We start from the raw sequence: 19,480 nt of genomic DNA on the forward strand, positions 1-19,480 counted from the left end.
CCCCGAAGGCTCAGGCCCCCGCGGACGCACCGCACCGGGCCCCCGGCCCAGTGAGCGACGGGAACGGCGGGGCTGGGCGGAGTCTTCGGACGGCATCACGATCCAGAGGGCGGCGTACCAGGACAAGGCGGGCGTACGCGCAGATTACCGCCCCGCCCCACCGCCGTGGGGACCCGCGTCAGCGCCCCCGCAGCCGCCGTACGAGAATGCTGGCCTCGCCTCGCGACTCGAGGTCCGCGAGCACCACCGCGACCGCCTCGCGGACGATCCGCCCGCGGTCCACCGCGAGCCCGTGCTCGCCGCGCAGCACCAGGCGCGCGTGCTCGAGGTCCATCAGCTCCTCGGCGGAGACGTAGACCGTGATCTTCTCGTCGTGGCGCTCGCGCCCACTGGGGCGGCGCCCCTGCGCCCGCCCACGGCGCCGCGCGGGCCCGTCGGCGGTCCTGCCCGACGCCTGCCCCGCGGAGGCCGCCTCCTGCGCCTGACGGCGCTTGGTGCGCCCCTCGGCGTCCACGCCCTCGGCGCCCCGGCTGCGATGGTCGCCGGACTCCGCGTCCGCGGTGGCGTGCTCGGCGCTCTCGCCGCCGCCCGACGACGCGCCGTCGGCCTCAGCCGCGGCCGCGCCGTCGCTCTCGCCCGCCGGAGCCGGAACGCGCGCCTCACCGTTGGCCGGTCGCCTGGGGGACGACGAGGTGAGCGCCATTCCCCCGGTGGTACGGAACAGTTCGTCGGCCCCCGGCAGACTCACTCGGCGTGACACCGGGCGAGCACCTCCCTGGCGAGCTGACGGTAGGCGGCGGCACCGACGGAGTTGGAGGCGTACGTGGTGATCGGCTCACCGGCGACCGTGGTCTCCGGGAAGCGGACCGTACGCCCGATCACCGTGTGGTAGACGTGGTCGTCGAAGGCCTCGACCACCCGGGCCAGCACCTCGCGGCTGTGCACCGTGCGCGAGTCGTACATCGTGGCCAGGATGCCGTCGAGCTCCAGCTCGGGGTTGAGCCGCTCCTGGACCTTCTCGATGGTCTCGGTGAGCAGCGCCACACCGCGCAGCGCGAAGAACTCGCACTCCAGCGGCACGATCACCTTGTGCGCGGCGGTCAGCGCGTTCACGGTCAGCAGACCGAGCGACGGCTGGCAGTCGATCACGATGTAGTCGTAGTCCGCCATCAGCGGCTTGAGCGCCCGCTGCAGCGTGGACTCGCGCGCGACCTCGCTCACCAACTGCACCTCGGCGGCCGAGAGGTCGATGTTGCTCGGCAGCAGGTCCATGTTGGGTACGGCCGTCTTCAGGAGCACCTCGTCCGCCGCCATGCCCCGCTCCATGAGCAGGTTGTAGACGGTGAGGTCGAGCTCCATCGGGTTGACCCCGAGGCCGACCGAGAGCGCGCCCTGGGGGTCGAAGTCGACCAGCAGCACGCGGCGCCCGTACTCGGCGAGCGCGGCACCCAGGTTGATGGTGGACGTCGTCTTGCCGACGCCGCCCTTCTGGTTGCACATCGCGATGATCTTCGCGGGGCCGTGGTCGGTCAGCGGCCCGGGGATCGGGAAGTACGGCAGCGGGCGCCCGGTCGGGCCGATCCGCTCCCGGCGCTGGCGGGCAGCGTCCGGGGCGAGGGTGGCCGCGTACTCGGGGTCGGGTTCGTACTCGGCGTCGGGGTCGTAGAAGTGCCCCTCGGGCAGTTCTTCGTAGTCAGCGAATTGGGTGGTGTTCTCGCCACTCCGGTCGCCGGCCATGGCGTTCACTTGATGGCCATCCATGCTCTGGTGGGCTGAAAGCGTCGGCTGCGCGCGCTGGGCGCGCTGCGTGTTCTGACGGTCGGCGAAGGTGCGGACAGCGACGGAGCCGACAGCCTCGAGCCCCTCGGGGCCCGATCCCTGCGCAGGCATTCCTGGTTGACCACCCCCGGGAGTAAATGTCGACTCATTCACAAGTCGTCTTACCTCCTTGGTGACCAGGAAACTTCTAGATAGGTCAGCGTGGCACCATGCCGACGGTTGGCGACTCTATGGCGTGTCACCGGTCCGCAGCAACACAATCCGCCGGACCGGGCCCGATGTGTCGGCAACCGAACACCCCTCTGTCAAGGGTGCGCAGCCACCTCTCACCAGGTTTCACCGGGGCGCGAATCGGTTAAAGGGTTACGTTCGGCGCGAGTTGATCGAGTCTCACAAAGTGACCTGATACACACCCGGCCGGACCTTGACGGGCAAGGTCCGGCCGGGTGCGCGAGATTGACGCTCGGGGTTGACGCGAGCCGCGAAATCAGCCGAGCAGCGTGCTCAGTTCGACGTTCCGCAGGCCGTGCGCCTCGGCGACGGGGCCGTAAACGACCTGGCTGTCATGGGTGTTGAGACCCAGCGCCAGCGCCGGGTCACGGCGCAGCGCCTCGACCCAGCCGCGGTTGGCCAGCTCGACGATGTACGGCAGCGTCGCGTTGGTCAGCGCGTAGGTCGAGGTGTTGGGCACCGCGCCGGGCATGTTGGCGACGCAGTAGAACACCGAGTCGTGGACCTTGAAGGTCGGCTCCGCGTGGGTGGTCGGACGCGAGTCCTCGAAGCAGCCGCCCTGGTCGATCGCGATGTCGACAAGGACACTTCCGGGCTTCATCTTGGCGACGAGCTCGTTGGTGACCAGCTTCGGCGCCTTGGCACCCGGGATCAGCACGGCGCCGATGACGAGGTCGGCCTCGACGACGGCCTTCTCCAGCTCGTAGGCGTTGGAGACGATCGTCTGCACCTGGGTGCCGAAGATCTTGTCCGCCTCGCGCAGCTTGTTGATGTCCCGGTCGAGCAGCGTGACGTGGAAGCCCATGCCGACGGCGATCTGGGTGGCGCTCCAGCCGGAGACGCCGCCGCCGATGACCACGGCCTTGCCGGCCGCCGTGCCGGGCACACCGCCGGGCAGCACGCCGCGGCCGCCGTTGAAGCGCATCAGGTGGTACGCGCCGACCTGCGGGGCGAGCCGGCCGGCCACCTCGGACATCGGGGCGAGCAGCGGCAGCGCGCGGTTCGCGGTCTCGACGGTCTCGTACGCGATGGCGGTGGTGCCGGACTCCAGGAGCGCGTCCGTGCACTCGCGGGACGCGGCCAGGTGCAGGTAGGTGAAGAGCGTCTGGTCCTTGCGGAGGCGGTGGTACTCCTCGGCGATCGGCTCCTTGACCTTCAGCAGCAGGTCGGCGGTGGCCCAGACCTCGTCGGCGGTGGGCAGGATCTGCGCGCCCGCGGCCACGAACTCCTCATCCGTGATCGAGGAGCCGACGCCTGCGTTCTGCTCGATGACGACCTGGTGGCCGTGGCGGACGAGCTCATGCACTCCGGCGGGGGTGATCGCCACCCGGAACTCGTTGTTCTTGACCTCGCGGGGGATGCCGACCTTCATCGTCGATCACGGTCCTTGACTCAGGGATGTTACGGGGCAACAGCAGACTTTCCCGGATGCATGGGGGCGCAACGGGAGGCACCACGGAAGTACGCGGCGGAGCCAGTCTAATGAAGGATTTTGAGCTGTCTAGCCTTTCAAAGCATCAATCTCTTGAAGGTGCGCCACGGATTTCGCAGGTGGAGGGTCCGGCTTCATCCCCGGGAAGCTCTCTTCCCAGCATGCGCTCGGCGGTACCGCGGTGCAGCCCGGCGGCCGCCGGGTCGCCGAGCCGGTCCAGGGTGTCGGCCAGTCTGAGCTGCAGCGCGGCCAGCAGCCGTACGTCGCGGGCCTGACGGGCCCACTCCACCGCCTCCCGGCAGGTGTGCAGCGACTCCTCGGGGCGGCCCGCGTACTCCTGGACCCGGGCCAGCTCGCTCAACGCCCGTGCGTGGGACGGGACATCGCCCGCCTTGCGGTATCCGGCGACGGCGGAGCGCCAGTTGCGCAGCGCCTCGCCGTAGCGGCCCGCATAGGTGTGCGCGGCCGCGATCCGTCCGTACAGCCGGGCCGCGTCCAGACGCTCGCCGCGCGCCAGCCGCGCACCGAGCGCCCGCCCGAACCAGTCGGCGGCCCGCTGCCAGTCCCCCAGCTCCTGGTAGGCACCGCCGACGGATTCCATCGCCCGGCCCGTCGCGTACGGGTCGTTCGCCGTGCGGGCCACGTCCAGCGCCTCCCGGTAGCGGGCCAGCGCCTGCTGGGTACGCCCGGTGGCGGCGTCCAGGTCGGCGAGGTTCAGCAGCGCGGCGGCCTGTTCGCGCCGCAGGTCGCGCCGGGTCGCCACATCCAGGACCAGCTGGTGGATGCCGTACAGCTCGGGGGCCGCGGCCTCGGTGCCGCGGTGCGCGACCAGGGCCCTGGTCAGCGCGGCCATCAGCCGCCTGGCCAGGGTGTCCAGCTCGCCCTCGGCCACCGCGAGCCGGGCCGACGCGAGCAGCGCGGGCTGGCGGCCGCTGAGCCACTGCGCGGCCGCCGTGGTGTTCGCGAAGCGCAGCGAGCGGGGCAGCCCGGCGAGCCGCTTGCGGGCCGCTGAACCCTCCGGCTCGGTGACGGCCCGGCAGGACTGCAGCAGCCGCACCGTCCGCTCCAGCATCCGGGCCCGCGCCAGCTGCAGTTCGGCCGGCCGGTCCGCCGCCTCGGTCAGCGTGCGCAGCATCGGCAGCAGGCAGCCGGGCACCTCGTACTGCGGCAGCTCCGGGTCCGCGCCGCCGTGTCGCCCAGGGCGGGGCGCGTCGAGGGAGTGCAGCAGTCCGAGCGCGGCGAAGTCGTCCAGGGTGCCTCGGGCGGCGGACACCGAGCACCCGGCCAGCGCGGACGCGGTGTGCGGATCGGCGATCCCGGCGGGTGCCAGCGCGAGCAGTCGCAGTATGCGCGCGGCGGGCCGCGGCAGGCTCTCGTATACGAAGCGGAAGATCCGCTCCAGGGAGCCCCTGGCGCCGGCCGTGTCGTCCGGCAGGTCGTGCAGCTGCTTGGCCAGCTCGGCGACCGACGCCTTCGGCCGGGCCGCCAGCCAGCCCCCGGCCAGGACCAGCGCGGCGGGCCGGTGTGCGCACTGTTCGGCCAGGTCTTCGGCGGCCCGGGGGTCGCAGGTGATGCGCACCGAGCCCGCGAAGCCGCTGAGCAGTGCGCGGGCCGACGCGGCGTCCAGGCCGCCGAGTGTGCACGGCCGTACGTCGGGGATGCCGGTCAGCGGACCCTCGGCGGTGGCCACCACCAGGCAGTCCGAGGCATCCGGCAGCAGCGGGTCGACCTGCTCGGCGTCGACGGCGCCGTCGAGCAGCAGCAGGACCCGGCGTACGGACAGGGTGCCGCGCAGCTCGTCGGTGAGGTCCTCGTCGGTGGCGCCCGGGGTGACGGGAATGTCCAGCGCGTCCAGGAGTTCCCTGGCGGTGCGCTCGGTGGGGACCCGCGCGCCACCAGGGTCGGTGAGCCGGGCGCGCAACACCCCGTCCGGATAGCCGCCTTCGACCTGGCGCGCGAGTTCCTCGGCCAGCGCGGTGCGTCCCGAGCCCGGCCGTCCGGCGATGAGCAGGACCCGCGCGCGTGGCTGCTTACGGCCGGTGAGGGTGTCGAGGCCGGTGCGCGCGATATCGGCGCGCAGCTCCTTCAACTCCCGCTCCCGCCCGAAGAATCCGGAGCTCCCGGGGCGGGGCTCAGCTCCCGGTACGGGACCCTCCGGTACGGGCGAAGCCGTGTGGGTGTCCAACGCCTGATCCGTCACGGGCCACGCTCCCGTCCACCTGCGCACCGAGCCCGCCGCGGGTGCGGTCGGGGGGATTCCGAGCGTAGTTCACTCTCTGCGACGGACCGGGTGGAGCGCGGCGGACACATCCCCCGATCGGATCAAGGGATGGTCATACCGGGAGCTGTCCGAACAACCCGTCAGGCCTCGAAAGGCCGGGCAGGCCAGGGCGCGTCAGCCGGGCGCAGCGCGTCCAGACCGTCGCCCTGCTCCGCCGCGACCAGCGACAGCGCGCCCACGACCAGGCAGTTGTTGTGGAGTTCACCGGCCAGCACCCCGCGCACCAGCTCCTTCAGCGGCACCCGCGCGAGCTCCATGTCGGACTCCTCCTCGCTGACGTCGAAGCGCTCACCGTCGGCCTCCGACAGGTCGCGGGCGAGGAAGACGCGTACCGCCTCGTCACAGCCGCCGGGCGTGGTGAAGACATCGGTGAGCACCCGCCAGTCCTCGGCCTTGACGTGCGCCTCCTCGTACAGCTCGCGCTGGGCCGCGTGCAGCGGGTTCTCGCCGGGCACGTCGAGCAGCCCGGCCGGGATCTCCCACAGCTTGTGCCGCACCGGGTGCCGGTACTGCTTGAGTACCAGGACCCGGCCGAGGTCGTCGAGGGCCAGGACGGCCACCGATCCGGGGTGGACCTGGTAGTCACGGCGGGCGACCGTGCCGTCGGGCATGACCACGTCGTCGGTGCGGACGCTGGTCTTGTTCCCGACGAAGGGCGTGTCACTGGCCGTGACCTGCCACTGTTCGGCGGTGTCCCTGAGCGTCATGAAGAACGTCCTCCCACGTGCGCGTGCGTATGCCACAGACAGCAGAAACCGGGGTACGAGGCCACAAATGGCCCGTACCCCGGCAACCGTATCTCGCTTGTCAGACTAGCTCTCGGCTAGCTCTTGGCGCCCTGCTGGCGCTCCACCGCGGCCTTCACCAGGCCGGCGAAGAGCGGGTGCGGGCGGGTCGGCCGGGAGCGCAGCTCCGGGTGCGCCTGGGTGGCGACCAGGTAGGGGTGCACCTCGCGCGGGTACTCGACGTACTCGACGAGCTTGTTGTCCGGGGAGGTGCCGGAGAAGACCAGGCCCGCCTTCTTCTCGAGCTCCGCGCGGTAGGTGTTGTTGACCTCGTAGCGGTGGCGGTGGCGCTCCTCGACGTACTCCTTGCCGTCGTAGACCTCACGGACGATGGAGCCCTCGGCGAGCTTCGCCGGGTACATGCCCAGCCGCATGGTGCCGCCCATGTCGCCCTCGCCGGCGACGATGTCGAGCTGCTCGGCCATGGTGGAGATCACCGGGTGCGCGGTGGCCGCGTCGAACTCGGTGGAGTTGGCGTCCGGGATGTCCGCGAGGTTACGGGCCGCCTCGACGACGATGCACTGCAGGCCCAGGCAGAGCCCGAGCAGCGGGATCTTGTTCTCGCGGGCGTAGGTGATCGCGCCGACCTTGCCGTTCACCCCGCGGTCGCCGAAGCCGCCGGGGATGCAGACGGCGTCCACGTCACCGAGCTGTCGGGCGGCGCCCGCCGGGGTCTTGCAGTCGTCCGATGTCACCCACTTGACCTTGACCCGCGCCTTGTTGGCGAAGCCGCCCGCGCGCAGCGCCTCGGTGACCGAGAGGTAGGCGTCGGGCAGGTCGATGTACTTGCCGACCAGGGCGATGGTGACCTCGTGGTTCGGGTTGTGCACCCGGTCCAGGAGGTCGTCCCACTGGGACCAGTTCACATCGCGGAACGGCAGGTCCAGCTTGCGGACGACGTACGCGTCCAGGCCCTCGGTGTGCAGCACCTTGGGGATGTCGTAGATCGACTTGGCGTCGATCGCGGCGACCACCGCGGCCTCGTCGACGTCGCACATCAGCGAGATCTTGCGCTTGATGGAGGTCGGCACCTCGCGGTCGGCGCGCAGCACGATGGCGTCCGGCTGGATACCGATGTTCCGCAGCGCGGCCACGCTGTGCTGGGTGGGCTTGGTCTTCAGCTCACCGGAGGGGCCGATGTAGGGGAGCAGCGAGATGTGCACCACGAAGACGTTGTCGCGGCCGACCTCGTGGCGGACCTGGCGGACGGTCTCCAGGAACGGCAGCGACTCGATGTCGCCGACGGTGCCGCCGACCTCGGTGATGACGACGTCCACGTCGTCGGTGGCCATGCGCCGGATGCGGTGCTTGATCTCGTTGGTGATGTGCGGGATGACCTGCACGGTGTCACCGAGGTACTCGCCGCGCCGCTCCTTGGCGATGACCTGCGAGTAGACCTGGCCGGTGGTGACGTTGGCCGAGCCGTCCAGGTCGACGTCGAGGAAGCGCTCGTAGTGGCCGATGTCCAGGTCGGTCTCGGCGCCGTCGTTGGTGACGAACACCTCACCGTGCTGGAACGGGTTCATGGTGCCGGGGTCGACGTTCAGGTACGGGTCGAGCTTCTGCATCGTGACCCGCAGGCCCCGCGCCTTGAGCAGCGCACCCAGACTGGAGGCGGTCAGGCCCTTGCCGAGGGAGGAGGCGACACCCCCGGTGACGAAGATGTGCTTGGTCGTCGTGGCTTTGGGCGGCATGGCCAAGAGGGGGCTCCCGTGGTCGCGAGGTGGTGGTGCGTACCGGCGTCCGGCCCGGAATTCGGGGGGTTGCCGTCGCTGCGGTTCGGGGGTCTTCACCCACCGGTCCACGGGCTACCAGGGTATCAGCGACCGGAGGGGCCCGCTCCCAGCCACCACCGCACGCGTCCGCGCGGCACCATCCCCCACTTCGGATACGGCGCGTGCGCGGCCGATTACCCATGGCGCATGACTCACCGGGCGCCCACCCGTTCGGCGGATATGTATTGTCGCGACCCTCGCGCAGATCATTAGGGTGCGTCGTATCCTGCTCGGACACTCGCTGCCGAGCCAGGCCGGCCCACGGCATCATCCCCGCCCAAACCGGATCACCCAAGCTCGTCAACGACCCTTGACTGCAACGCAAGCGCCCCGCGGGGCGGACGTGGCCGTTCGACTGGAGATGCACGTGGCCGGGCGCATCGAGGACTACGCACTCATCGGCGATATGCAGACCGCCGCCTTGGTCTGCAGGGACGGCACGGTCGACTGGCTGTGCCTGCCCCGCTTCGACTCACACGCCGTGTTCGCCGGACTGCTCGGCACCGAGGAACACGGCTTCTGGCGGCTGGGCCCCGCCCACTCCGCGGAGGCCGGACCTCCGCCCGCCGACCGCCGCACCTATCGCGGCGACTCCCTTGTACTGGAATCGGAATGGGACACTCCGCGTGGCACGGTCCGGGTGACCGACTTCATGCCGCCGCGCGACGGCGCTCCCCAGCTGATCCGGATCGTGGAGGGCGTCAGCGGACGGGTGCCGATGCGCTCCGCGCTCCGTATGCGCTTCAGTTACGGGCGGATCGTCCCCTGGGTGCACAAGGTCGACGGACGTACGGTCGCCGTCGCCGGCCCGGACTCGGTGTGGCTTGACACCCCTGCCGAGACCTACGGCAAGGACCTCACGACGTACTCCGACTTCACCGTCGCACCCGGCGACCGGTTCGCGTTCACCATCAGCTGGCAGCCCTCGCACCGCGAACCGCCCGCGCTGCCCGAACCCGAGGCGTCACTGGAGGCGACCGAGGACTTCTGGCGCGAGTGGGTCGAGCAGTGCACGTACCACGGCCCGTACCGGGAAGCAGTGGTCCGCTCCCTGATCACCCTCAAGGCGCTCACCTACGCGCCGACCGGCGGGATCGTGGCCGCGCCGACCACCTCGCTGCCGGAGGAGATCGGCGGCGTACGCAACTGGGACTACCGCTTCACCTGGCTCAGGGACGCGGCGATCACCCTCTCCTCACTGCTGCGCACCGGCTACCGCGAAGAGGCCCGCGCCTGGCGCGAGTGGCTGCTGCGAGCGGTCGCGGGCGACCCGGAGAACCTGCAGATCATGTACGGCATCGCGGGTGAACGGGAGTTGGGCGAGACCGATCTGGACTGGCTGCCCGGATACGAGGGCTCGACGCCGGTCCGCGCGGGCAACGGCGCCGCGCACCAACTCCAGCTCGACGTGTACGGCGAGGTCACCGAGGCGCTGCACCTGGCCCATATGACCGGCCTGTCGCGCAACGACTACGCCTCGCTGCTCCAGCTCAAGCTGATCCGCTATCTCGAAACCCACTGGGACCAGCCGGACGAGGGCATCTGGGAGGTGCGCGGACCGCGTCGGCACTTCGTGCACTCCAAGGTGATGGCCTGGGTCGCCGTCGACCGCACGATCAGGCTGATCGAGTCGGGCGACGCCGACGGGCCGATCGAGAAGTGGCGTGAACTGCGCGACGACATCCACCGCGATGTGTGCGAGAAGGGCTACGACCCGGAGCGCAACACCTTCACCCAGTCCTACGGCTCCCGGGAGCTGGACGCGTCCCTGCTGGTCATCCCGCAGGTGGGCTTTCTGCCGCCGGACGACAAGCGGGTGGTCGGCACGATCGAGGCGATCCAGCGGGAGCTGTCCACGTCCGACGGGTTCGTCCTGCGCTACCCGACGTCCGGCGATGACGCGGGCGTCGACGGTCTCGAAGGCGACGAGGGCGCGTTCCTGGCCTGCTCCTTCTGGCTCGCGGACGACCTGGCGATGATCGGGCGCGTCGACGAGGCGCGCGAGCTCTTCGAGCGGCTGCTCTCGCTCCGCAACGACCTCGGGCTGCTCGCCGAGGAGTGGGACTCGCGGCTCCAGCGCCAGGTGGGGAACTTCCCGCAGGCGTTCAGCCACGTCCCGCTGATCGACACGGCGCTGCGGCTGACGGCTTCGGGGGCGTACGGGGGCTGAGCGCGCTCGGGCATGCTCGGGGAGCCCGGGGATACTCCGGGAGCCCGGGGATACTCCGGGAGCTCGGGGATGCTCCGGGAACGGGTGTACGGGTACCGTCCCGCCCATGGACATGCAGGGCGGTATCACCGTGCAGCGGGCGCTGGAGCTGCCGGGGCTGCGCAGCGGCCTTCCGGAGGTCGTCGCGGGGGCCGACCGGTTGCAGCGCACCGTGCGCTGGGTGCACGCGGGCGAGGCACCGAACATCGCGTCCCTCCTCAAGGGCGGCGAACTGCTGCTCAGCACCGGTATCGGCCTCGGCACCCGGCCCGCCGAGCAGCGTGCCTTCGTGACGAAGCTGGCCGAGCGCCGGATCGCCGCGCTGGTCGTCGAGCTGGGCACGCGGTTCTCGCAGCTGCCCGCCGCGATCGTGGAGACCGCGCGCAGCACGGGGCTGCCGCTGGTGCAGCTGCACCGCGAGGTGCCCTTCGTAACGGTCACCGAAGAGGTGCACACCGAGATCGTCAACGGCCACTACGCCCTGCTGCAGCAGGCCGAGGAGGTGCACCGGCGGTGCACCCAGGTGCTGCTCGGCGGAGGCGGCGTGCCGCAGGTGCTCGGCACGCTCGCGGACTTCGGCGGCAACCCGGTGTTCCTGGAGACCGCCGACGGACAGCTCCTCTACGCGGCCGGGCCGACCGGTTCGCCGGCCGCCGCCGAAGCCTCCGCGGGCGCGGCCACGGGTGAGGTCGACCCGCTTCAGGTCTGGGAGGGGCTGCGCGGCAAGCGGCCGGAGCGCGGCGACGGACCACCGGCGGGGGCGGTCGTGGTCGATGTGCCCGGTGGCGGTCCGGGGACCGGGTCCGTGCGTGCCCGCCTGGTCCAGCTCCCGGTGGCGGCGCCGCTGCACGCGGTGCACCGCATCGCGGCCGAGCGGGCCGCGGGCATCCTGGCGGTCGTGCTGATGCAGGCCCGCCAGGAGGAGGAGCTGGCGGCGCGCGGCCGCGGGGACTTCCTGACCGATCTCGCAGAAGGCCGCTGCACCGCGGACGACGCCCCGGCGCAGGCCAGGGTGCTGGGCTTCAAGCCGGGTGAGGGGCCGCTGCTGCCCGTGGTGATGCGGCTCCCGGACGGCAGGGACGGCCTGGCGCCCGGTGGCGGCTGGGCGGTACTGGCCCGCGCGGTCACCGAGGAACTGGCGTCGGTGGGGGTGCCCGTGCTGGTGGGGGTGCGTCCGGTGGAGGGACGGGTGCCGCTGCTGCTCGGTCTGCGCTCGGAGTCCGAGCGCACCGCGGTCGCCGACCGGGTCGCTGCGGCGCTGCGGGCCGGTGTCGAGCGCGCGGGCATGCAACGGCCCGGGGCGCGGGCGCCGGTCGTGGTGGCCGGGGGTGTCGCGGGCGGCTGGGCGGCGGCGGCCGCGGGGCTGCGGCACGCGGCCGAGACGGCGGCCGCGGCGCAGGGGCTCCCGGACCGGCCCTGGTACGACGCGCGGCGCCTGGACACCGATCTGCTGCTCTGGCGGCTACGTGAGCACCCGGATCTGGCGGCGTTCGTGGAGCGGGCGATCGGTCCTCTGCGCGCCCACGACCGCAGGTCGAAGACTCCACTGCTGCCCACGCTCGAGACCTATCTCGCCCATGCGGGCCGCAAGGCGGAGACGGCCCGCGAACTCCATCTGAACCGGCAGACGCTGTACAACCGGCTGGCACGGATCGCGGAACTACTCGGCACGGACCTGGACGATCCACAGACGGTACTCGCGCTGAGCCTGGCGCTTCGGGCTCGTCGGCATACGCCCTGAGGGGGCTTGGTCCGGTGTGCGTGGGGTTGCGTTTGCTGGTCGGTGCGCTGTGATGGGGGCACGCTCGGTGTGGGTGCGGCCGCGCTAGCTGGTCGGCGCGCCCTGATCGGGGCACGCTCAGTGCGCGTACGGCTGTGCCAGCTCGTCGTACACGCTCAGGATCTGGGCTACCGTCTCGTCCTCGGTCGGCCAACTCGCCGCCTGGGCCAGGCCCTTGGTCTTGAGTCGTTCCCTGCGCTCCGGGTCCGCGAGCAGCTCGGCCACCGTGGTGGCGAGCGCCGCCGCGTCTCCGTACGGGACCAGTTCGGCGGCGTCCCCCACCAGTTCGGGCACCCCGCCGACCGCGGTCGCGACCAGCGGGACACCCGCGTGCAACGCCTCGTGGGCGAGCACCGAGCGGGATTCCCAGCGGCTGGGGAGCAGCGCGATATCGGCCGCGGCGAGCAGTTCCGGGATGTCGTCGCGGCGGCCGAGCAGCCGCACCGGCAGGTCTTCGGCGTCGATACGGCGCTGCAGCGCGGCCCGTTCGGGCCCCTCGCCCGCGACGACCAGCAGCGGCACCGGGTCCAGTCGCCGCCACGCGTGCGTGGCGTCCAGCAGCGTGCCGTAGCCGCGGTGCCGGTCGAGCGAGCCGACGGCCATGAGCAGCGGGCGGTCGACGGCGCCCAGTTCGGCCCTGGCCTTGTGGCACAGCCGGTCGGGGTCGTCGGACCCTGGGGTGAGCGTGTGGGAGGGCGGGGGGAAGGCGATCGGCGCGAGCCGTGCGTCGCGGGCGCCGCGGCTGCGGGCCCGGTCGACGAGCTCCGACGACGTGCCGAGAACGACGGCCGCGGCGCGGGCTACCCGCCGTTCGAGCAGCCTCAGGACCGGGGCCCTGGCGCCCTCCGCGTGGCCGCGCGAGTGCCAGGTGACGACCAGCGGGGTGCGTCGGCCCGCGGGCCGGGTGCCGCGGCCGGCGAGGGCCAGCGAGGCGCGGACCGCGGCGTGCAGTCCGTGCGCGTGGACCAGGTCCGCGTCAGCGCAGGCGGCGCGCAGCGCGGCGACGGACATGGGGTCGCCGCGGCGCGGTACGGGCACGAACACCGCGCCTGCGCCGGTGAAATCGTAGAGCGGGTCGAGGTCCGCGGGCGCGCAGACGGTGGCCCGTACGCCGCGTGCGACGAGGCCCGCGGCGAGCGAGCGGACGTGGGCGGTGCTGCCCGCGCTGCCACCGCCCAGCACCTGCACGGTGCACAGCTGCGACTGCGGCTGGCCTTGCGGTGAGTGGCTGCTCACGTGGCCGGGGCTCCTGAGTCTACGGTTCTCGGGCGGTTGTCGGGCGGTTGTCGGGGCGGTTGTCGGGGCGGTCCGGGCGGGTACCCGAGGCGCACCGCCAAGGATGCCAGCCCGCACGGACGTTCCGGCACCGCTGATGGGTCGATCTGGTGAGGGAACGCCTCTGACGCCCTTCCGGATCACCCACACGGGTGATCGCACAACAGTCCACCCACCAGCCAACCACGGTGGGGTGTCACCCCGTGGCGGTGCTGCGCCCTACCCGTTGTGGGCAATGCCCTACCCGTTGTGGGCAATCGTTCCGCAGGGAGGAACGGGTGGGCACAACCCCTCGCCACGGGTGCACCGTTTCACCAAGCCCGAAGGGCAACACCCTCCCCCCGCCACGGGGCACCGTTGAACCAAGCCCGAGGGCAACACCCTCACCCCCGACACCCCGCACCGTAAACGCAAGACCCGAGACGCACCCTCACCCCGACACGGGGAACCGGGGCGGCGCCCCGACCCGGCCAGCCGGGTCGCCGTACGCCGCGGCGGCCACCACACCCGCGGCGTGAACGGCAAGCCCCACCCGCCCATTACCCGCGGCGATCGCCACCCCCAGGCCCGCCCCAAGCGCATGCGCCCCGGCGTCGCCCAGCATCGTGCGCTCGCCGAGGTCGTCCGTGAGCACCGCCGCGGCCGCGCCCATGGATGCCGCCGCGAGCGCCCCGCNCCAGGTCGTCGGCGAGCTCGCCGAGCAGTCCGACCGGCACCGACCGGCCGCCGAGGTGCGCACGGGAGCGCCCTTCGGCGGAGACCGTGCGGCTGATCAGCAGCGCCCCGTCGTCGAGTTCGGCGCCCGCCTCCTCGGCGCGCAGCACGGCCGAGGCGCCGGCGGGCACCGAGATCCGCCCCTCCACCACCGCCGACTTGGCGCCGATCCGCACCAGGGCGGGGTCCGCGCGCCCGCCGAGCAGCAGCCCGAGGCTGGTGACCACCATCGTCTTGCCCGCACCGGTCTCGCCGGTCACGGCGGTGAAACCCGGTGACAGCTCGACGACCGCGTCGTCGATGACTCCGAGCGACCGTATCCGCATCTCCTCCAACACGGACACGACCTTACGAGGTCGGCGCCCCGCATGGCGACGGGCCCCGCCCTGCTCGTGCGAAGACGCAGGTGATGAGGGGATATGGCGGACGAACTGTCACTCGCGGGAGTGGGGTTTTCCCCAGTAATGATCATGAAGGCCGCCCCATGGCGGTGTTCCGTGGCGCCGGAGCACCCTGATGATCATGGGAACCAGGCTTACCAAGGTGGCGCTTCGCGCCCATCGACCGGCGTTCGTCGGCACGGCGGTCGCCGCGCTCTTCTCCGCAACGGTGGTGAGCGCCTCGACCATGATTCTGGTATCCACCGGTACGGGTGGGGTGTCCGCGGCGGCTCGCAGGCAGCTCACCGAGAATGGCGTGGGCGGCATGGCGGTCGTGTTGCTGATCGGGTCCATCTATATGTCGATTTTCGTGGTCGCGTCGACGATGGGCACGGCCGTGGCCCAGCAACATCGCGAACTCGCCCTGGTGCGCGCGATCGGGGCGCGGCCCCGGCAGCTGCGCCGCGCCGTGGCGATCCAGGCGCTGGCCGCCGCCGTCCCGGCCGCGCTGGTCGGCTTCGGCCTCGGCGCGCTGCTCGCGCGGTTCTGGTTCGACGGGCTGGTGGAGCACGGCCTGGCCCCGGCGGAGGTCTCCTTCCGCTTCAGCTGGCTGGCGCTGCCGGTGTGCCTCGCGGTGGCCGTCGTGACCTCGACGCTGGCCGCCGTGCTGTCCGCCCTGCGCTTCTCGCTGCTGCGTCCCGCGCATGCCCTGCACGAGGCCGCCGCCGGACGGGGCGGGCTCGGCCCGGTACGGGCGCCGCTGGGGCTGATCGTGGTGGCCGGGGCCTGCGCGCTGTCGGTTCTGCTGTCCCGGCAGGACGCGGAGGAGGCGGGCCAGGGCGCGTTCCTCGTGCTCATCCTGTTCTGTGTGGGTACGGGGCTGCTCGGGCCGCGGATCATCGGGCCCGCCGCCTGGCTTCTGTCGTCCCTGGTGGGGCGGTTCGGCAGCAGCGCGCGGCTCGCGATGCTCAATGTGCGGTCCCAGCCGAGGCGTTTCGCGGCCGCGGTCGTACCGCTTGTCCTGGTCGTCGGCTTCGGCCTCACGAAGATCGCCCTGCGCACCACGGCCGAGCGTCATACGGGCTCCGCGGGCGCGACGGGCGAGGTCTGGCTGGACTACGCGGGCACCGCGCTCTACGCGGGGTTCGCCGCGATCGCCGCGGCGAACACCCTCGCCATGATCTCCCTCGAACGCGGCCGCGATGTCGCACTGCTCCGCATCGTCGGCACACACCGCCGCCAGGTACGGGCCATGGCCGCCTGGGAAGCGACGCTCGTCGCCCTCACCGCGCTGCTCCTGGGCGGGGCGATCGCACTCGGCACCCTGGCACCGATCCTCGACTCGGCGTTCGGCTCCCCGGTTCCGTACATCCCGTGGACCCTGCTCGCCGGGATCGGCAGCGGCACACTGCTGCTGGCGCTGCTGGCCACCGGCCTGCCGGTGCTGGCCGTACTGCGCCGCCGCGCGATCCGCGTCCTGCAGGCCGCCTAACGAGTCCGCAAGCCTGTCGGCCGGACAGGCCTAGTGTGGCGCACCCCGCCACCCCGACACCGGCAGTGCGAACTTGGCCACCAGCCGGTCGGTGAACGACGCGTGGTGCAGTCGGGCCAGCCGGACCGGGACCTCGCCTCGGCGCACCTCCACCCGCGCCCCAGCGGGCAGTTCGACCGTCCGCCTGCCGTCGCACCACAGCACACCGTGCGGCGTGTGCGGCTGCACCTCGACGGCGAGCACCGAGGTCGGCGAGGTCACCAGCGGCTTGGCGAACAGTGCGTGCGCGCTGATCGGCACCATGAGCAGCGCCTCCACCTCCGGCCAGACCACCGGACCGCCCGCCGAGAAGGCGTACGCCGTCGAGCCGGTCGGCGTCGCACACACGATGCCGTCGCAGCCGAAGCCGGAGACCGGCCTGCCGTCGATCTCCAGGACCACCTCCAGCATCCGCTCCGGGGACACCTTCTGCACGGCGGCCTCGTTCAGCGCCCAGTTCGTGTGCACCACGCTGCCGTTGTCGCGTACGAGCACGTCGAGCGTCATCCGCTCCTCGACCTCGTACGCGCGCGTGACGACCCGGTCCACGACCTTGTCGAGGTCGTCGCGTTCGGCCTCGGCGAGGAAGCCCACCCGGCCGAGGTTGACGCCCAGCATCGGCACCCCGGATGCGCGCGCGAACTCCGCGCCGCGCAGCAGCGTGCCGTCCCCGCCGAGCACCACGATCAGCTCGCAGCCGTCGAGCACCTCGGGCGTCGCGTCCGGCACCTGCTCGACCGTGGGCGGCAGCGGCAGATCACAGGCCTCCGCCTCGAGTACCCGTACCCCCAGGCCGCTGTGCAGCAGCCCCTGGACGACGAGTTCGGCGCTGCGGATGGCGGCCGGCCGGCCGGTGTGCGCGAGCAGAAAAACCGTACGCGCCTGGTCTCGGTCGGTCGTCAAGTCGGTCGTCAACTCGGTCCCTCCGCCACTGCGCGGTCAGCGTCAGCCGGGTCGAGTGCGGGTGCCCCGGCCCTGAGCCACAGAAAGTACTCGACGTTGCCGGACGGCCCCGGCAGCGGGCTGGCGGTGACGGCCTGCGTCCCGAAGCCCAGGTCCCAGGCCTGGCGCGCCACCGTCCGTACGGCATCGGCGCGCAGCGCGGCGCTGCGCACCACACCGCCGCTGCCGAGCCGCTCCCTGCCGACCTCGAACTGCGGCTTGACCATCAGCACCAGGTCGGCGCCGGGTGCCGCACAGCGCACCAGGGCGGGCAGCACCAGGCCCAACGGAATGAACGACAGGTCACCCACCACCAGATCCACCGGTTGGTCGTCGATTGCTTCGAGCGTCAACTCTCGTACGTTGGTACGGTCCTTGACGGTGACCCGTTCATCGCTCTGCAGCGACCAGGCGAGTTGCCCGTAGCCGACGTCCACGGCCACCACATGGGCCGCCCCGGCGCGCAGCAGCACATCGGTGAAGCCCCCGGTCGAGGCGCCCGCGTCCAACGCGCGCCGCCCCTCGACCTTCAGCCCCTGCGGGACGAACGCGGCGAACGCACCGGCGAGTTTGTGCCCGCCGCGTGAGACGTAGTCGGGGTCGTCCGCGTCCTTGGCGACCACGATGGCGGCGCCGGTCTCCACCTGGGTGGCGGACTTGGTCGCGGCGAGGCCGCCGACGGTCACCCGCCCTGCGGCGATCAGCTGTCCGGCATGCTCGCGCGACCGCGCCAGCTTGCGGCGGACCAGCTCGGCGTCGAGGCGGCGGCGTGCCACTCCTGCCACGTTCGGTTCAGCTCCTGTTGTCGTACGGGCGTGTAGGGGCGGGTGTGGGAGGACCCTGGCGTGCGTCCAGCGCGGTCAGCGCGTCGCGCAGCCCCCGGTGTACATCCTCGTACACCTCGATGTGCCCGTCCGTGGCGAGGTGGTCGGTATCCCCGAGTCGCGCTATCCGCGCGTCGACCTCGGCGTGGCCGGTCGCGGTGCGTGGTACGCCGAGGGGCCGGGGCTCGGCCGGATCGTACGTCTGTGCGGCCGGCGGCTCCCCCTCGAGCTCCGGCGTCGTGTCGCTCATGCCCCGACGCTACCGCGAAGAGCTGGGGTACCGTCGATCGCGATGGCGACGATGGAGGAGTGCCGCACCGCACTCGACACACTTTCGGACAACATGAAGCGGGCGAACGACGACGTGCGCGGCGCCGTCGCGCAGGACCGCTCGCTCAGCTGCCGTATCACCGACCTCGACACCACCTTCGAAGGCCGCCTCAAGGATGGCCGGATCGAGGTGACCGACACCCACCGCGGCCCGCCGCGTGGCAGGGCGCAGATCCGGCTCGCCATGACCAGCGACGACCTGGTCTCGATGGTCGGCGGCGAGCTGCACTTCGCGAAGGCCTGGGCGTCGGGCCGGGTCCACCTTGAGGCCGGGTTCCGCGATCTGCTGCGGCTCAGGACACTGCTGTAGGACCGCCGGGGCGCGGCTTACGGCATCGCGTCGGCCGGCTGCGCCGCCCGCGCCTTCCTGGCCGCCGGCACCACCAGCGGCGTCCCGGTCTCCGGGTCGTCGATGATCTGACACGGCAGCCCGAAGACCCGTTCCACCAGCTCCGCCGTGACGATCTCGGACGGCGGGCCCTGGGCGATCACCTCGCCGTCGCGCAGTGCGATGAGATGGGTCGCGTAGCGCGCCGCGTGGTTGAGGTCGTGCAGTACGGCGACGAGCGTGCGGCCCTGCTCCTCGTGCAGCTCGGCGCAGAGGTCGAGGACGTCGATCTGGTGCTGGATGTCCAGGAACGTGGTCGGCTCGTCGAGGAGCAGCAGCGGCGTCTGCTGCGCCAGGGCCATCGCGATCCAGACGCGCTGCCGCTGGCCGCCGGAGAGTTCGTCGACATAGCGATCAGCGAGGTCGGCGACTCCGGTCGCGGCCATCGACTCGTCGACGATCCGCTCGTCGTCGCTGGACCACTGCCGCAGCAGTCCCTGGTGCGGATAGCGTCCGCGGGCCACCAGGTCGCCGACGGTGATCCCGTCCGGGGCGATGGACGACTGGGGCAGCAGTCCCAGCGTTCTGGCCACCTTCTTGGCGGGAATCGCGTGGATGGTCTGCCCGTCGAGCAGGACTCGGCCCTGGGTGGGCTTGAGCATCCGCGAAAGGGCCCTCAGCAGCGTCGACTTGCCGCAGGCGTTGGGGCCGACGATCACCGTGAAGGAGTTGTCGGGGATCTCGACCGAGAGCTGCTCGGCGATGATCCTCTGGTCGTAGCCGAGGGTGACGTCGTCGGCGACCAGCCGGTTCTGCCCCTGCTGCCCGTTCATCGAGTTCGGCCCGTTCACGCCCGTACGCTCCTGCTTCTGAGGGGTCTTCAT

General features: G+C 71.9%; 15 protein-coding genes and 2 pseudogenes. 4 read left to right on the top strand and 13 right to left on the bottom strand.

All coding sequences use genetic code 11. The features are described from left to right. Positions 1-178 precede the first annotated feature (178 nt). From U9R90_RS23365 to U9R90_RS23390, 6 genes are all read right to left on the bottom strand, one after another. Positions 179-760, bottom strand: coding sequence for a hypothetical protein (locus tag U9R90_RS23365; RefSeq protein ID WP_411058609.1), 582 nt, complete (start codon positions 758-760; stop codon positions 179-181). Then, entirely contained in the window at positions 745-1,890 is a 1,146-nt protein-coding gene (locus U9R90_RS23370; protein WP_156721713.1) for a ParA family protein, read from the bottom strand. The genes U9R90_RS23365 and U9R90_RS23370 overlap by 16 nt, the downstream gene beginning before the upstream one ends. 376 nt (positions 1,891-2,266) lie before the next feature. Continuing rightward, on the bottom strand, positions 2,267-3,382 hold the full coding sequence (ald, locus tag U9R90_RS23375; RefSeq protein ID WP_411058610.1) for an alanine dehydrogenase: 1,116 nt from the start codon (positions 3,380-3,382) through the stop codon (positions 2,267-2,269). A gap of 145 nt (positions 3,383-3,527) precedes the next feature. Continuing rightward, positions 3,528-5,642: a tetratricopeptide repeat protein gene (locus U9R90_RS23380; RefSeq protein ID WP_411058611.1), complete on the bottom strand. Its 2,115-nt coding sequence runs from the start codon at positions 5,640-5,642 to the stop codon at positions 3,528-3,530. A gap of 161 nt (positions 5,643-5,803) precedes the next feature. Beyond that, on the bottom strand, positions 5,804-6,430 hold the full coding sequence (locus tag U9R90_RS23385) for an NUDIX domain-containing protein (RefSeq protein WP_411058612.1): 627 nt from the start codon (positions 6,428-6,430) through the stop codon (positions 5,804-5,806). A 116-nt stretch (positions 6,431-6,546) separates the two neighbouring features. Continuing rightward, positions 6,547-8,202: a CTP synthase gene (locus U9R90_RS23390; RefSeq protein WP_411058613.1), complete on the bottom strand. Its 1,656-nt coding sequence runs from the start codon at positions 8,200-8,202 to the stop codon at positions 6,547-6,549. A 424-nt stretch (positions 8,203-8,626) separates the two neighbouring features. On the opposite strand from U9R90_RS23390, the gene U9R90_RS23395 reads away from it, so the two are divergent. Continuing rightward, complete coding sequence (locus U9R90_RS23395; RefSeq protein ID WP_411058614.1) at positions 8,627-10,453, top strand: glycoside hydrolase family 15 protein; 1,827 nt, start codon at positions 8,627-8,629, stop codon at positions 10,451-10,453. Between the two features lie 106 nt (positions 10,454-10,559). Then, a complete protein-coding gene (locus tag U9R90_RS23400; RefSeq protein WP_411058615.1) occupies positions 10,560-12,233 on the top strand; it encodes a PucR family transcriptional regulator in 1,674 nt (557 codons plus the stop codon). Positions 12,234-12,350: 117 nt separating this feature from the next. Here U9R90_RS23400 and U9R90_RS23405 read toward each other — a convergent pair whose 3' ends face one another. From U9R90_RS23405 to U9R90_RS23415, 3 genes and pseudogenes are all read right to left on the bottom strand, one after another. After that, positions 12,351-13,508 carry a glycosyltransferase family 4 protein gene (locus tag U9R90_RS23405; RefSeq protein ID WP_411058616.1) on the bottom strand — a complete coding sequence of 386 codons (1,158 nt, stop codon included), beginning with the start codon at positions 13,506-13,508 and terminating at the stop codon, positions 12,351-12,353. Positions 13,509-13,977: 469 nt separating this feature from the next. Further along, positions 13,978-14,220: pseudogene (locus U9R90_RS23410) on the bottom strand (hypothetical protein); the annotation flags it as partial. Position 14,221: 1 nt separating this feature from the next. Then, positions 14,222-14,587, bottom strand: a pseudogene (locus U9R90_RS23415) (AAA family ATPase); the annotation flags it as partial. A 196-nt stretch (positions 14,588-14,783) separates the two neighbouring features. On the opposite strand from U9R90_RS23415, the gene U9R90_RS23420 reads away from it, so the two are divergent. After that, positions 14,784-16,133, top strand: coding sequence for an FtsX-like permease family protein (locus U9R90_RS23420; protein WP_411058617.1), 1,350 nt, complete (start codon positions 14,784-14,786; stop codon positions 16,131-16,133). Between the two features lie 30 nt (positions 16,134-16,163). Here U9R90_RS23420 and U9R90_RS23425 read toward each other — a convergent pair whose 3' ends face one another. The 3 genes from U9R90_RS23425 to U9R90_RS23435 are packed head-to-tail and all read right to left on the bottom strand — an operon-like array spanning position 16,164 to position 18,188. Continuing rightward, on the bottom strand, positions 16,164-17,087 hold the full coding sequence (locus U9R90_RS23425) for an NAD kinase (RefSeq protein ID WP_411058618.1): 924 nt from the start codon (positions 17,085-17,087) through the stop codon (positions 16,164-16,166). Next, on the bottom strand, positions 17,084-17,899 hold the full coding sequence (locus tag U9R90_RS23430) for a TlyA family RNA methyltransferase (protein ID WP_411058619.1): 816 nt from the start codon (positions 17,897-17,899) through the stop codon (positions 17,084-17,086). The genes U9R90_RS23425 and U9R90_RS23430 overlap by 4 nt, the downstream gene beginning before the upstream one ends. Positions 17,900-17,906: 7 nt before the next feature. After that, positions 17,907-18,188 carry a hypothetical protein gene (locus U9R90_RS23435; RefSeq protein ID WP_411058620.1) on the bottom strand — a complete coding sequence of 94 codons (282 nt, stop codon included), beginning with the start codon at positions 18,186-18,188 and terminating at the stop codon, positions 17,907-17,909. Between the two features lie 42 nt (positions 18,189-18,230). Here U9R90_RS23435 and U9R90_RS23440 point away from each other — a divergent pair, with 42 nt between their 5' ends. Next, positions 18,231-18,578 (top strand): SCP2 sterol-binding domain-containing protein, encoded by a 348-nt coding sequence (locus U9R90_RS23440; protein ID WP_411058621.1) that lies wholly within the window; start codon positions 18,231-18,233, stop codon positions 18,576-18,578. A 17-nt stretch (positions 18,579-18,595) separates the two neighbouring features. Here U9R90_RS23440 and U9R90_RS23445 read toward each other — a convergent pair whose 3' ends face one another. Next, positions 18,596-19,429, bottom strand: coding sequence for an ABC transporter ATP-binding protein (locus U9R90_RS23445; RefSeq protein WP_411059783.1), 834 nt, complete (start codon positions 19,427-19,429; stop codon positions 18,596-18,598). Positions 19,430-19,480 lie beyond the last annotated feature (51 nt).

This window comes from Streptomyces sp. E11-3, assembly GCF_046540415.1.
In the GTDB taxonomy this organism is placed as follows: Bacteria; Actinomycetota; Actinomycetes; order Streptomycetales; family Streptomycetaceae; genus Streptomyces.

What these genes read in the sequence shown, in the direction of transcription:
- U9R90_RS23420 (WP_411058617.1), top strand. Translation starts at nt 14,784, where the DNA reads ATGGGAACCAGGCTTACCAAGGTGGCGCTTCGCGCCCATCGACCGGCG.
- U9R90_RS23400 (WP_411058615.1), top strand. Translation starts at nt 10,560, where the DNA reads ATGGACATGCAGGGCGGTATCACCGTGCAGCGGGCGCTGGAGCTGCCG.
- U9R90_RS23445 (WP_411059783.1), bottom strand. Translation starts at nt 19,429, where the DNA reads ATGAACGGGCAGCAGGGGCAGAACCGGCTGGTCGCCGACGACGTCACC.
- ald (WP_411058610.1), bottom strand. Translation starts at nt 3,382, where the DNA reads ATGAAGGTCGGCATCCCCCGCGAGGTCAAGAACAACGAGTTCCGGGTG.
- U9R90_RS23385 (WP_411058612.1), bottom strand. Translation starts at nt 6,430, where the DNA reads ATGACGCTCAGGGACACCGCCGAACAGTGGCAGGTCACGGCCAGTGAC.
- U9R90_RS23370 (WP_156721713.1), bottom strand. Translation starts at nt 1,890, where the DNA reads ATGCCTGCGCAGGGATCGGGCCCCGAGGGGCTCGAGGCTGTCGGCTCC.
- U9R90_RS23390 (WP_411058613.1), bottom strand. Translation starts at nt 8,202, where the DNA reads ATGCCGCCCAAAGCCACGACGACCAAGCACATCTTCGTCACCGGGGGT.
- U9R90_RS23435 (WP_411058620.1), bottom strand. Translation starts at nt 18,188, where the DNA reads ATGAGCGACACGACGCCGGAGCTCGAGGGGGAGCCGCCGGCCGCACAG.
- U9R90_RS23440 (WP_411058621.1), top strand. Translation starts at nt 18,231, where the DNA reads ATGGCGACGATGGAGGAGTGCCGCACCGCACTCGACACACTTTCGGAC.